Annotated in this window: 10 protein-coding genes; all 10 read left to right on the plus strand. The window is 56.7% G+C overall.

All coding sequences use genetic code 11. The annotated features are described in order from the left end of the window. Positions 1 to 85 precede the first annotated feature (85 nt). On the plus strand, positions 86 to 874 hold the full coding sequence (locus tag OA90_RS22800) for a DUF1217 domain-containing protein (protein ID WP_068418056.1): 789 nt from the start codon (positions 86 to 88) through the stop codon (positions 872 to 874). A 3-nt stretch (positions 875 to 877) separates the two neighbouring features. Next, positions 878 to 1,609, plus strand: a complete 732-nt coding sequence (gene flgF, locus OA90_RS22805) for a flagellar basal-body rod protein FlgF (RefSeq protein ID WP_068418058.1) — start codon at positions 878 to 880, stop codon at positions 1,607 to 1,609. After that, the gene (locus OA90_RS22810; protein WP_068418060.1) at positions 1,606 to 2,406 is read left to right on the plus strand and encodes a hypothetical protein; all 801 of its coding nucleotides are present in this window, start codon (positions 1,606 to 1,608) and stop codon (positions 2,404 to 2,406) included. The genes flgF and OA90_RS22810 overlap by 4 nt, the downstream gene beginning before the upstream one ends. Further along, positions 2,375 to 3,721, plus strand: a complete 1,347-nt coding sequence (locus tag OA90_RS22815; protein ID WP_068418063.1) for a FliI/YscN family ATPase — start codon at positions 2,375 to 2,377, stop codon at positions 3,719 to 3,721. Before OA90_RS22810 ends, OA90_RS22815 begins: the two co-directional genes overlap by 32 nt. A 299-nt stretch (positions 3,722 to 4,020) precedes the next feature. Beyond that, on the plus strand, positions 4,021 to 4,824 hold the full coding sequence (locus tag OA90_RS22820) for a response regulator transcription factor (RefSeq protein ID WP_068418065.1): 804 nt from the start codon (positions 4,021 to 4,023) through the stop codon (positions 4,822 to 4,824). 407 nt (positions 4,825 to 5,231) lie between these two features. Then, positions 5,232 to 6,842 carry a HAMP domain-containing sensor histidine kinase gene (locus OA90_RS22825; protein WP_208986259.1) on the plus strand — a complete coding sequence of 537 codons (1,611 nt, stop codon included), beginning with the start codon at positions 5,232 to 5,234 and terminating at the stop codon, positions 6,840 to 6,842. 37 nt (positions 6,843 to 6,879) lie between these two features. After that, positions 6,880 to 9,090, plus strand: a complete 2,211-nt coding sequence (locus OA90_RS22830; protein WP_208986260.1) for an EAL domain-containing protein — start codon at positions 6,880 to 6,882, stop codon at positions 9,088 to 9,090. A 228-nt stretch (positions 9,091 to 9,318) separates the two neighbouring features. After that, positions 9,319 to 9,996 carry a carbon monoxide dehydrogenase subunit G gene (locus tag OA90_RS22835; protein WP_068418071.1) on the plus strand — a complete coding sequence of 226 codons (678 nt, stop codon included), beginning with the start codon at positions 9,319 to 9,321 and terminating at the stop codon, positions 9,994 to 9,996. Positions 9,997 to 10,126: 130 nt separating this feature from the next. Next, complete coding sequence (locus OA90_RS22840; RefSeq protein WP_068418074.1) at positions 10,127 to 10,618, plus strand: (2Fe-2S)-binding protein; 492 nt, start codon at positions 10,127 to 10,129, stop codon at positions 10,616 to 10,618. Between the two features lie 215 nt (positions 10,619 to 10,833). Next, positions 10,834 to 13,194, plus strand: coding sequence for a xanthine dehydrogenase family protein molybdopterin-binding subunit (locus tag OA90_RS22845; RefSeq protein WP_068418076.1), 2,361 nt, complete (start codon positions 10,834 to 10,836; stop codon positions 13,192 to 13,194). The last annotated feature ends 40 nt before the right edge of the window (positions 13,195 to 13,234 follow it).

Consider the following 13,234-nt stretch of genomic DNA (forward strand, 5'->3'; position numbering starts at 1 on the left):
GTATGTCCGGGCAGCGGTCAGCCTGGCGTAAGCTCGCTGCGTGAAAGTTCCTCAAATTCTTTTGCCCGCCAGGAGGGATGAGGACATGATCAACACGCTGACCCAGGTGCAACTCGTCAGATCGAACATGGAACGTTCACTGAAGAGCGTCGAAGCGGATCCGACGGTTGAACGCCAGACCGAGTACTATCGGGAAAACATCCGGAACATTAAGTCCATTGACGATTTCCTGGCGGATGACCGTATCTATAACTATGCGATGAAGGCGATGGGTCTTGAAGACATGACCTATGCAAAGGCCTTCATGCGAAAGGTACTGGAGGAGGGGGTCTCCGATACCGATTCCTTCGCCAACAAGCTCGTGGATACGAGATACAAGGAATTCGCCGAAACCTTCAACTTCGAGCGTTACGGATCGACGACCACGTCCTTTTCCAGAACCCAGGACGGGATCGTCGACAAATACTACCGCCAGACGCTGGAAGTTCGCGAAGGCGAACAGAACCAGGGAGTTCGTCTTGCCCTGTATTTTGAGCGCAAGGCTCCGGAAATCACCAACGCATACGATGTTCTTGCCGATCCGGCTCTGGCTGAAACGGTCTATACCGCGCTTGGCTTGCCGCAGGAATTTGCGATGGGTGACATCGACAAACAGGCAGCTTTTCTGGAGGAACGGCTGGAGTTCGACCAGTTCGGCGATCCCGCCTATCTGTCTGATTTTCTGACGCGGTTTTCCGCACTCTATGATCTTTCGAACGGTTCCCAGACCAGCCAGTCTCCGGCTCTGACAATCCTGGGGAGCAGCAACGGTATCGTTCAGATGGGTGAAGACCTTCTCGCCAGTATTCAGAAATTTCGCCTTGGAGGCTTTTGATCCATGCAATCCGCTCTCTATGTCGCGCTTTCGGCGCAGGTCGCCCTGTCCAATCGTCTGGATACCGTCGCCCGGAATGTCGCCAATATGAACACGGCGGGTTACCGGGCGGATGAGGTCAAATTCGCGGAGTTGGTCTCCGAGGCCGGGCAGAACAAGGTGAGTTTTTCGACCGGCGGCGAGAAATACATCTCGCGTCAGATCGGCAGCCTGAACAAGACGGACAATCCGCTCGACATGGCGATCGAGGGGGAGGGCTGGTTCGCGATCAGGGACGCGAACGGCACGGTTTCCTATACCAGGGACGGTCGATTGAAAATCACGCAGGACGGAACGCTTCAAACGCTGACCGGCCAGGCGATACTGGGAACCGGAGGGCAGCCAATCGCAGTGGACCCGGAAGCCGGTCCGCCGCTGATAACGCAATCGGGAGAAATCTCGCAAGGTGATATCGGCATCGTAGGGCAGGTCGGCCTTTTCCTCATTCCGGAGGACGCGAAGCTGACGCGAAAGGACAATTCGGCGGTGATCCCGGATATCCCGGCCACACCGGTCCTGTTTTTTGACCAGCACGGCATTCGCCAGGGATTTGTTGAAGGCGCGAATATCAATCCGGTTCGCGAGATGACCAAGATGATCATGATTTCCCGGGCTTTCGAAGGCGCGACGAAGATGATCGACATGAGTAATGAAAGCCAGCAGAAGGCGATCCGCGAACTGGGAGCGAGCTCATGAGCGCGGTTGACGTGACCGCGGCAATCGCCAAAGCGCCGGAGATGCAAACAGGACGACCGGAAGCACACATGACAGCTCGCCGGCCTGTGACGACCGCCAATCAGGCGGTCGGCAGCTTCAATTTCGGGGACTTCCTTGATGTCATCAACCCGTTGCAGCACATTCCGGGGATTGCGGAACTCTACCGCTCGGTGACCAATGACCGGATTTCCGACGACGCACGCAAGGCTGGAAACGCGTTTTACGGATTTGCTCTTGGCGGTCCCATCGGACTGGGTGCGATGCTCGCCTATAGCGCCGCCGGAGATCGGGTGAGCGGTTCCGGTGAAGAAAACAAGCCGGCTGACACTCAGGTGTCCGGGCCCCCTCAGATGCCCGGTGTCACGAAAACTTCCGACGCGGGTAACATCCCGGTGCCGGCACGCAAGCCGGACCTGACGCCGGACACGGCGCCAGGTGGCGCCGACAGTCCGCAAGGGGCCGGGAATGACAATGTCCTCGGCCAGAAAGTCGCCTCCACTGCGGAGACAATCAACCCACCACTCGTTCTGGCCAGCGTGTTGCAGAAGGAAAATCCTTCTGGTGGCACAGGCGAGGGGAATACCACGGCCGGGACAGGAGCGTCCTCGGTCGCCTATGTGGATGGCGCGCCTGCCGCGGACCGGCGGAAACCCGACCTTCCGGACGAACAGGGGCTTGGACGTCTTGCGACGCATAAAGCCAACCATCTTCCTCTGGATGTATTAAAGGCCCTGCAGGAACGCCATGCCCAACGCACCGCATCTGAACGCTCTTGACCAGGTTTACGCGTCGCTGACATCACTGGAGACCGAAATCGGTCCGGTGAAACTCAGCGGACGCGTGACGCAGGTGTCCTCCGAAGCCATCCGGGTATCGGGCCTGTCGCGCATCGTCTGCCTGGGTGACCTTGTCCAGTTCGAGGGGCGTTCGGGTCTTCGGCAGGGCGAAATCATCCGGCTGGACCAGAAGGACGTCGTGGTCAAACCACTCGAGCGGGTCACGGATATCGGCATCGGCAGTGTTGCCTCCGTAACCGGGGGCCTTGCGATTCATCCGGACATGAGCTGGCGCGGACGCATTATCAACGCATTGGGAGATCCCATCGACGGGGCGGGCCCGTTGACCCACGGCGTTGAGGCTTTTCTGCTGGACCGTGCTCCCCCACCGGCCATGAACCGCGCCAAGATTTCCGACGGCGTCAAGACGGGCGTAAGGGTTATCGATCTGTTCACGCCGCTTTGCGTCGGGCAGCGTCTCGGGGTTTTCGCCGGGTCCGGTGTAGGCAAATCCACGTTGCTCGGCATGCTGGCCGGCTTCGGCGAGTTCGACACCGTGGTCGTTTGCCTCGTGGGTGAACGCGGCCGCGAAGTGCGGGAATTCATTGAAGACAGTCTCGGCGAGACGCTGGCCACTTCTGTTGTTGTCGCCTCGACAGGCGACGAAAGCGCGATGCAGCGCCGGCTTGCTCCCAAGACCGCGATGAGTGTCGCGGAATTCTATCGCAGTCACGGCCACAAGGTTCTGCTCATTCTGGATTCGGCGACCCGTTTCGCACACGCGGCCCGCGATGTCGCGCTTGCTGCAGGTGAACCGCCGGTCGCCCGTGGCTATCCACCCAGCGTGTTCGCGGATCTGGCGCGCCTCATTGAACGGGCGGGGCCCGGAAGCTGCGGCGAGGGGTCCATCACCGGTATCTTTTCGGTGCTGGTGGATGGAGACGATCACAATGATCCTGTCTCCGATACCATCCGTGGTCTGCTCGATGGTCATATCGTCCTGGATCGGCAAATCGCGGAGGCAGGGCGTTATCCGCCTGTGAATGTCCTGAAATCCACCTCCAGGCTGGCGACGCGGGCCTGGACCCCGGAGCAGCAGGAACTGATCCACAGGATCAAGGGACTGATCTCGCAGTACGAGGACACGAAGGATCTGCGCATGATGGGCGGCTTCCAGAGCGCGGGTGACGAGCAGCTTGAAAAAGCCTGCCGTCTCGTTCCCAAGATCTACGAAGCGATGCGCCAGCGGGCCGATCAGGTTCTGCCGTCTGATCCGTTTGCCGAACTTGCTCAGGCACTTTCTGCAGACGCGTAAACTCTTTGTTTGCTTATTGACGCTGAATAAAAAAATGCGCTTTGACGCGTAGCCGGTTTCCTATATACAAAATCAAATAACTTCATAGAAATCGCCGAATGTTATCGGTGGTTACGATTTTAAATAAATTATATATTACTTTATTCACAATACTATTGACCTTTGATTTATATTGATCTGTGGATATATAACAATAATCCACTATACTTCTTGAAATACTTTCCGAAAAAGGGAAGAGGCGTTGACCTTCTGGGTCAGTAAATTTACCCATTGGATACTGGTAAATCCAAGGGGCTAATATGTTTATCATCGTAGACGCGCGAGAGATCGTGACCGCAGGCTATGCTTCAGCCTTTGAGCGCGAAGGATACGCTTCGCTGGAACTTCACCCATCGGAAATTCTGGACTGGATGGAAATCACCAGCGCTCAGGACTTGTCTTCCGTTGATGCGATATTGCTCGGCGAAAGCGAGGAGCGCACCGGTTTTGTGACAGCAATCCGAAGCCGCTGTCCTGAAGCGCAGATCGTTGCTCTGCAGGATGCGGCAAGCCTCGAGAATACTCTGGAGCTGTTTTCGGCGGGAATGGATGATGTTCTCAGAAAACCCGTGCATGTGCGGGAGATCATCGCCAGGGTCGGTGCATTCCGGCGCCGGATTACCGCCCGCAACAGCTCTGCTGGGACAGGGGCGATCGAAGTGTTCTTCGACGGCCGGGATCCTCTGGTTGGCGGAGAGATGATGGAACTACCGCGCCGCGAACGCCGCATTCTGGAATATCTTGTGAAGAACAAGGGGCGCCGCGTAACGAAAACACAGATTTTCAACGCGGTTTACGGCGTCATGAACGATGGCGTGGATGAGTGCGTGGTCGAGAGCCATATATCGAAATTGCGGAAAAAACTCCGGAAGAAACTCGGATATGACGCTATCGAATCCACCCGTTACATCGGCTACATGCTGAAAGACGGTTCGGCAAACAAGCCGAAGGTCGGCGACACCCGCAGGCCCGTTCAGGCATCGCAAGTCCCTGCATGTGCGAGTGAAAAGCCGGCGGACAACAAACTCGTCAAGACACCTTATCTTTCAGTGGTCGGTGCGTAGGAGGATCCTGGCCAGCCGAAGTCGTTCGACATGATTGGGGGACCGGCATGAAATAGTGCCGGATACTTTTTCATGAGGGAGAACCGACCGTGATCGTATCGGCTTGTTGCGAAGCTGAATTCCCCCGATTTCTGCGGCAAGGGTGGTTTAAATTACAATTGATTTTCGTGGAAAATTTAGAAAACCTACCAGAAAATATGTCGAGAGACTGGAGCCGTGTTCAATTCTGCTGAACCGAACGTGATATGCTGAAAGGACTCAAGGGTGATGGTACCGCGATCTTGATTCGCGTATCGGTGCTTCCTGCCGGACCTCTTGCCCTGATCTTATCCTCCTTCGCGAGGTAAGCGCATCAAAGCGGAATTGTTTTGTATTGTGTCTTCCCTTATCGGAAGGACAACATCAAGGTGGTCATCTTGAGTTTGAGCGGCAGTGCGGCGTTGCCATATACTCCCAAGGAAAAGGGTCGGGCGAGCCTGTCCCGCACGTTTATTCTTTATACCCTTGGCCTTTTCGCAATTCTCGGCATCATTTTCGTCGGCATCCTCACCAAAATCACCTGGGATGCCGCGCATGAGCGTGCGATCCGTGTCACTGAGGCTTTCTTTCAGGCGACCAAGCGGCCATTCGAGCGGGCGATATGGACGGTGAACGCGGATGCAACCCTGCAGCTTATTCGGGGTCTTGAAAGCCTCGAAGTGGTCGAGAGAGTGTGGGTCGAGACCCCCGATACAGGTAACTTCGGCGTGCCGGCGTCTGCCTCCCGGCAAGCCGAGGCCCTGAGCTACACCCTGAATTCTCCCAGTACGATCCTGCAGAAGGATGCCATAGGTCAGGTCTTCATTCTGATCGACCGGAATACGATCTCCAATGAAATCGTTTCAACGGTCGGCTTCATCGTATCAGCCATCATTGTCTATCTTTCACTTCTGGCGGTTGTCATCCGGACGGTGTTTCGACGGTTGATCGGCCGGCCTCTGTCGGCAATCGTCGACTACCTGTCGACACCCCGCTTGATCGAGGATCCTCCGAGAGCCCAACTGATGCCCGAGCGCGCCGACGAAATCGGCATTCTTGCGGAAAGCCTGCAGTCGATGGTTCAGCGCCGTCATCTGGATCTGAAGAAGATCCAGGAGTACCAGACCAACCTTGAAGAGCTGGTCGCTCACAGGACGGAGCAGCTCAAGCTGGTTCAGGAGGAGCTGATCCAGGCCGATAACCTGGCGGCTCTCGGTGCGCTGGTCGCCGGTGTTTCACACGAATTGAACACGCCTCTCGGCAATGCCCTTATGGCGGCGACGACGATCAAGGATTCGACCGGATATCTGCGCATGGAACTTGACCGGCAGAGCCTGAGCAAGGAAGCGCTGGAAACCGAGGTCGGGCGGATCAGCGACACAGCCAACATCATTGAAAAGACGCTTGGCAGGGCGCGGGAGCTTGTCGGGAATTTCAGACAGGTTGCCGTTGACCGCCAGAGCGAGAAAAAAAGACCGTTCAACTTCGACCATATCATTCGCGAAACGCTGGCGACCCTTCAACCGACCATCAGAAAAACCTCTTTCGAGATCGAACTCGATCTGGATGCGGACGAAGTCATCGACAGCTATCCGGGCGCGGTCAGCCAACTCGTTTCCAATTTCGTCGAAAACGCCATCAAACACGGATATGAAGGCCTCGACCGGGGCCGGATAAGGTTGTCCTCGCAAATCATTTCCTCAACGCAGAACGTTGAGGTCGGAGAACCTGAAAAAAACGTAATCTTCAAATGCAAGGATTACGGTGTCGGAATTCCGGAGAAAAACCTGAAGAAGGTATTCGAACCGTTTTTCACGACGAAGTTCGGCAAGGGCGGGTCGGGCCTGGGAATGGCGATCTGCTACCAACTTGTGACGGAAGGTCTGAACGGAACCATTTCGGTTAACTCGGAAGTGGGATCGGGTACAGAATTTACAATTGAATTTCCCGCCAGAGCCCCGCAGAAAGCTCGGACACCAATAAGAAAAAGGGTTCAATAAAATGGTGATGGATTTTCTTGCGCCCGCGGACCCCAGGGTGGAAAAGAACAGAAAGTCTCCATGGAAAATTCTGATTGTCGATGATGATCCCGATGTTCACGAGGTGACAAGGATCGCGGTGTCCGGTTGCGTCTTCGAAGACCGGCCGTTCGAACTTCTTCATGCTCTTTCCGCCGAGGACGCCCGCAGGATTTTCTCCGAAGAGGAGGATATCGCAGTTGCGCTTGTTGACGTGGTCATGGAAAGCGACACTGCCGGCCTCGGTCTGGTCAGCTGGATCCGCTCCGAACTTCAGAACGAGTTCACGCGTCTGATCCTGCGGACAGGCCAGCCGGGCTACGCGCCGCAGACCGACGTGATCATGAAATTCGATATCGACGGCTATGCCGAAAAGGCGGAACTCTCGCGTACCAAGCTGATCACCGCGATCGTTACGGCTTTGCGCGGGTACAAGCTGGTCATGTCGCTTGAAACCAACCGGCAAAAGCTCAAGCAGTTGAATGCGCATTTTGCCGCTATCGTGGAAAAGAACGCCCTGAGCGATTTTGCTGCGGCGGTTCTGACAGAAATCACGCAATTGATCGGTGAACCCATCGGTTGTTTCCTGTGCGGGCTGGACGCTCTTCCCGATTATGGGATCATCGACAAGTCCAATGTCAGGATCCTCGCTGCGATGGGCGATTTTGCCGACAAGACCGATCTTCCTATCGACATGCTGGGTGATGCCGCCATCAGGACTTCGGTGCATGAGTGTATCGAAATCATGTCATCCAGTTCATCGCACCGCGGGGTTGCCCTTCCGCTGGTGACGCGCAACGGCATGACCGGAGCGCTTTTTCTGGCCATGCCGGAGGCGGAACTGGAAAACCTTGTCGGCTCGGAAGTTGTTCAGCTTTTTGTCGCCAACGTGGCGCTCGGTTACGAGAAGACCGGCCTACTGGAGCATATCCGGAACCTGGCCTATGTTGACCGGACAACGGGCCTGTCGACATTCTCCGGGTTCATCGAAACCTTTCAGCGCCACGCCGCCAAACATGCGTCTCTTCTTGTCGTGCATCTGGACATTCAAAGGTTCCGGGTGATCGTTGACGGTATCGGCGATGAAAAAGCCGGAGCCGTCCTGAAAAAAACCGGTCACAGGCTGGCGCAGACGTTTCCCGATGCGCTGTCGATCGCGCGCAAGGAAAAAGACGAATTTCTGATCCTTCTGAAGGATGGCAAGGACAACCGGATACAGGATGTTGTCGAGCGGGTGGAAGATGCCTTCCATGAGCCGATTGCGCTGGACGATACCCAGATTACCCTGAGGATGCGGCTCGGATTCGCCGCTGTGGGCGACGGTGAGGATCAGGAGGCCGAGCAACTTGTGAGCCACGCCTCGATCGCGTTGAACGATGTCCGGCAAAAAGGCCTTACCAATCATGCGGTCTTTCATCCCCTGATGCAGGAAGCTGCGTTCGAACGTCTTCGCCTTGCTTCGCTGCTGACCGGGGGACGGGACAAGACCGAATTCACCGTGCATTACCAGCCGATCATGCAGGCACGCGATAACACTATCGCTTCATTCGAGGCGCTGATGCGGTTCCGCACCCCCTCAGGCACCTTCCTCAACACCGGCCGCATGATCGAAGCTGCTGAAACCAGTGGGCTGATGTCCGAAATCGGCTCCTGGATGTTCAAATCCGCCTTTGCCGAATTCAGCGAAATTCCAACCGTTTCGGATCAAACCCGGTTGAATGTGAACCTGTCTCCCCAGCAGGTCCAGGCGAACAGGATCTACAAGGACATCGAAGATTCTGCCTCGGCCGCCGGCTTGCCCTTCACGCGTCTTGTCTTCGAGGTGACGGAAGGTTTGTTCCTGAACAACGATCAGGTCACGCTTTCCCTGCTGACATGGTTGCGCAACAAGGGTGCGAAGGTCGTCATCGACGATTTCGGTACCGGGTACTCGTCCCTGAGCTATCTGCGCAAACTTCCTGTCGATGGTATCAAGATCGATCGCAGTTTCATCATGAACATGGACCAGGATCCAGATGCGCTGGCGGTGGTAAAATCCATCGTTGCGGTTGCCCAGGCTCTGGATTTGAGCGTCACGGCTGAAGGCGTTGAAACGGATGGTCAACGCAAGCTCATCCAGGAACTGAAGTGTGATTATCTTCAGGGTTTTTTCTATTCAAAGCCCTTGAGCAGCAACGATCTCGTTGCCTTTCTCCAGAAAGACGCCGTGTCCGGGCTGGTTGTCAGATAGCAACCGGTCGCCGGTTTCACCAAGCTTGCTGCCGACAAATGATGCCCTGAAGGCAGCTTGTGCGTGCGTGTGCGGGCGATGCATAAATTCCGGGCAGATAACCGATTGAAATTTTATACAAAACACGCTCTCATGGGATCAAGGCAACGGCGCTGAACGTCTTTTTGCGTTGAGCTTCAGCCGAGTCATTGCCAATATTCGCCAAAGTGCGAGATGGGGAGAGTATACATGGATATGAACGGATCCCACCGGATACCGGCCAAAAGGGAAACCGTCTGGGAAGCTCTGAACGATCCGGAGATCCTGAAGGCCTGCATACCCGGGTGTGAGAGCCTTGAAAAAACTTCCGAAACAGAAATGACCGCTGCGGTGACCACGAAGATCGGTCCGGTCAAGGCCAAGTTCAAGGGGGCGGTGACTTTCGAGAACATCAATGCTCCCGAAGGCTATACGATCGTCGGAGAAGGCAAGGGAGGCGTAGCCGGATTTGCCAAGGGTTCTGCGGACGTCAAGCTGACCGAGGACGGCGACGGGACCCTTCTGACGTATAAGGCCAAGGCGCAGGTCGGCGGCAAACTTGCCCAACTCGGTAGCCGGTTGATCGATTCCACCGCGAAGAAGATGGCGGAAGAGTTTTTCGGCAAATTTTCCGCGAGGGTTGGCGGGACAACAGACGATCAGCTTGATCCGGGCGTGGCCGAAGAGGCCAAAAGGATCGCGCTTGAAGAAACAACGGGTGGTGTCGTCCACGCGCTCGAGGACGCCGAGCACGCCGTTGAAGAGAAGCTGCATCAGGCAGAGGAGAATCTGGAAGCGGCTGCAGGCAGGAATGTTCTCGGAGGACCGGTTGTCTGGGGGTTGGCGCTTCTGGCGGCTGTCATCGTGATCCTGGCTCTTGCCACTTGAGCAAAGCTGTTCAATCCTGAATTGAGGTCTGGCGGTTTCCGTATCGCCAGAGTTCACTGAAAAAGAACACGGTGGCAAGCCGGGTACTGTTGAGCCAAGGCTCGAAGAGTTTCATGAGGGAGAGATATTCATGTCGAAAGTATCGATGGTATTGAACGGCAAGGCGGTTTCGGCGGATGTCGAAGACCGGACGCTGCTTGTTTCGTTCATCCGCGAAGTTCGTGAGCTGACCGGCACGCATGTCGGTTGCGACACCTCGCAATGCGGTGCCTGTGTGGTTCATGTGGACGGCAAGGCCGTCAAGTCCTGTACACTTCTGGCCGCGCAGGCGGATGGCTCCGAAGTCCTGACCATCGAGGGACTGGCCAACAACGGCACTTTGCATCCGATCCAGGCCGCCTTTCGAGAGCATCATGGACTTCAATGCGGTTTCTGCACGTCCGGGATGATCCTGAGCGCTCTGGACATGATCAACCGCCACGGCCCGGGAAACCTGGACGAGAAGACCATTCGTCACGAGCTGGAAGGCAATATCTGCCGCTGCACCGGCTACCACAACATCGTCAAGGCGATCAAAGCCGCTTCCGACCAGATGGCCGGCATGGCCCAGGCTGCTGAATAGTCAGTCTGCACTCCTGACTTCGACGCGCGGACCTTTCTGCGCCGAGACAACAAGACCGTTCAGCCTGATCCGTTGCCGGGAGGAATTTGGCAATTGAGGGCTGTCCGCCGGGTCTTGAGACAGACGGAAACCGGTTGCGGCGATTGCCGGCAAGACCGGTTTGAGGAGACCTTCCGGAAGGGGCGGTACCGGAGCATTTTTTGGGAGAGAGATCGATGGCAGTTGAGGGGATCGGGGCACGCGCCCTGCGCAAAGAGGACAAGCGCTTTATCACCGGAAAGGGCCGCTACACGGACGACATAGTCGCTCCGGGAATGGGGTATGCGGCCTTCGTGCGCTCGCCGCACGCTCATGCAAGGATCAAGAGCATCGACACAGGCGCCGCTTCAGTGATGCCGGGTGTGGATGCGGTGCTGACCGGCGACCAGCTGGTTGGCGACGGAATCGGCAATATCATCTGCGGCTGGATGATCCATTCCAAGGATGGTTCGCCGATGAAAATGGGCGGCTGGCGCGCGCTTGAGCCGGAAGTCGTCCGCCATGTCGGCCAGGCTGTTGCGGTTGTTGTTGCCGACACGCTTGCGCAGGCTCGCGATGCAGCCGATGCGGTGGTTGTCGATTATGAAGAACTGCCATCGGTCACCAATGCGGTTGCCGCATTGGGGCCGGATGCCCCGCAAATTCATCCCGAAGCCGAAGGCAACCTGATTTTCGACTGGGAAATCGGCGATGAGGCAGCGGTCAATGCCGCATTCGAGAATGCGGCTCACGTCACGCGGATGAATATCGAGAACAACCGCGTGGTTCCCAATCCGATGGAACCGCGCGCTGCCCTGGCGGACTATAATTCCGCCGAGGAGCACTTCACGCTCTATACCACTTCGCAGAACCCGCATGTCGCCCGGCTGGTGCTGTCGGCGTTCTACAATATCGCGCCGGAGCACAAGCTGCGTGTGATTGCACCCGATGTCGGGGGCGGGTTTGGCGCCAAGATTTATATCTATCCGGAAGAAATGGTCTGCCTCTGGGCATCCAAGCGCGTCAACCGGCCGGTCAAATGGGCTTGTGACCGAACCGAAGCCTTCCTGACGGACGCCCATGGCCGGGATCATCAGTCAGAAGCGGAACTGGCGCTCGATTCCGATAACAAGATCATCGGTTTGCGAGTGAAGACCGTCGCCAATCTCGGCGCCTATATGTCGTTGTTCTCGTCTTCTGTGCCGACATATCTCTACGCGACACTCCTCTCCGGCCAGTACAACATTCCAGCGATCCACGCCAATGTGAAGGCGGTCTATACCAATACGACGCCGGTGGATGCCTATCGCGGAGCGGGGCGGCCGGAAGCGACCTTCCTCATTGAACGGATGATGGAAACGGCCGCGCGTGAAGTCGGTCTTTCACCGGCTGAATTCCGCCGCCGGAATTTCGTCAGATCCTTCCCGCATCAGACGCCGGTTATCATGTGCTATGATGCCGGAGACTATGACGCGACGCTGGATGCCGCGATGAGCGCCGCCGATTATGACGGATTTGCCGCCCGCAAGGCGGAAGCAGCATCGCGCGGAAAACTTCGGGGCATCGGCATCTCCTGCTACATCGAGGCTTGTGGCATAGCGCCGTCCGCAGCTGTCGGTTCTTTGGGGGCTGGGGTCGGACTTTGGGAATCCGCCGAGGTGCGTGTGAACCCGGTCGGAACGATCGAGATCCTCACCGGGTCCCACAGCCACGGCCAGGGTCATGAAACCACGTTCTCGCAATTGATCTGTGAACGGTTCGGCCTCGATTCCGACTCCGTTTCCATCGTTCATGGCGATACGGACAAGGTGCAATTCGGAATGGGCACTTATGGTTCCCGCTCCGGAGCGGTTGGAATGTCCGCGATTGTCAAGGCGCTCGACAAGGTCGAGGCGAAAGCGAAAAAGATCGCCGCGCATCTCATGGAAGCCGCGGAAGGCGATATTCAAATCGAAGGCGGTGAGCTGAAAGTCGCCGGAACGGACAAAAAGCTCTCCTTCACCGAAGTGGCGCTCGCCGCCTATACGGCACATAATTTGCCGGAAGGCATGGAGCCGGGTCTGAAGGAAGGGGCTTTCTACGACCCGACAAATTTCACATTCCCGGCAGGGACCTACGTCTGTGAAGTCGAGATCGACCCGGAAACCGGCAAGACTGAAATCGTCAACTTCGTCGCCGCGGACGATTTCGGCAAGATCATCAATCCGATGATCGTGGAAGGCCAGGTACACGGCGGATTAACCCAGGGGATCGGACAGGCGCTCTTGGAAAGCGTCACCTATGGAGAGAACGGTCAGCTTCTGACCGCGACCTACATGGACTACGCCATGCCGCGTGCCGATGATGTACCCAGTTTCAACCTGTCCACCCATGAAACCCTGTGTCCGGGCAATCCGCTCGGTATCAAGGGCTGCGGCGAAGCCGGTGCCATCGGCTCGCCACCGGCCATCATCAACGCGATCACGGATGCAATCGGCAACAATGACCTGACAATGCCGGCAAAGCCCGAAAAAGTCTGGGCGTTGTACCAGTCTTCAATGAAGCAGGCGGCCGAATAAATGAGGCAGGCCATGGAGGATCACAAGGCCATGGAGGATC

This window comes from Labrenzia sp. OB1 (assembly GCF_001624695.1).
GTDB lineage: Bacteria > Pseudomonadota > Alphaproteobacteria > Rhizobiales > Stappiaceae > Roseibium.

Coding starts and splice junctions, on each gene's coding strand:
- OA90_RS22800 (WP_068418056.1), top strand. CDS start 86: ATGATCAACACGCTGACCCAGGTGCAACTCGTCAGATCGAACATGGAA.
- flgF (WP_068418058.1), top strand. CDS start 878: ATGCAATCCGCTCTCTATGTCGCGCTTTCGGCGCAGGTCGCCCTGTCC.
- OA90_RS22810 (WP_068418060.1), top strand. CDS start 1,606: ATGAGCGCGGTTGACGTGACCGCGGCAATCGCCAAAGCGCCGGAGATG.
- OA90_RS22815 (WP_068418063.1), top strand. CDS start 2,375: ATGCCCAACGCACCGCATCTGAACGCTCTTGACCAGGTTTACGCGTCG.
- OA90_RS22820 (WP_068418065.1), top strand. CDS start 4,021: ATGTTTATCATCGTAGACGCGCGAGAGATCGTGACCGCAGGCTATGCT.
- OA90_RS22835 (WP_068418071.1), top strand. CDS start 9,319: ATGGATATGAACGGATCCCACCGGATACCGGCCAAAAGGGAAACCGTC.
- OA90_RS22840 (WP_068418074.1), top strand. CDS start 10,127: ATGTCGAAAGTATCGATGGTATTGAACGGCAAGGCGGTTTCGGCGGAT.
- OA90_RS22845 (WP_068418076.1), top strand. CDS start 10,834: ATGGCAGTTGAGGGGATCGGGGCACGCGCCCTGCGCAAAGAGGACAAG.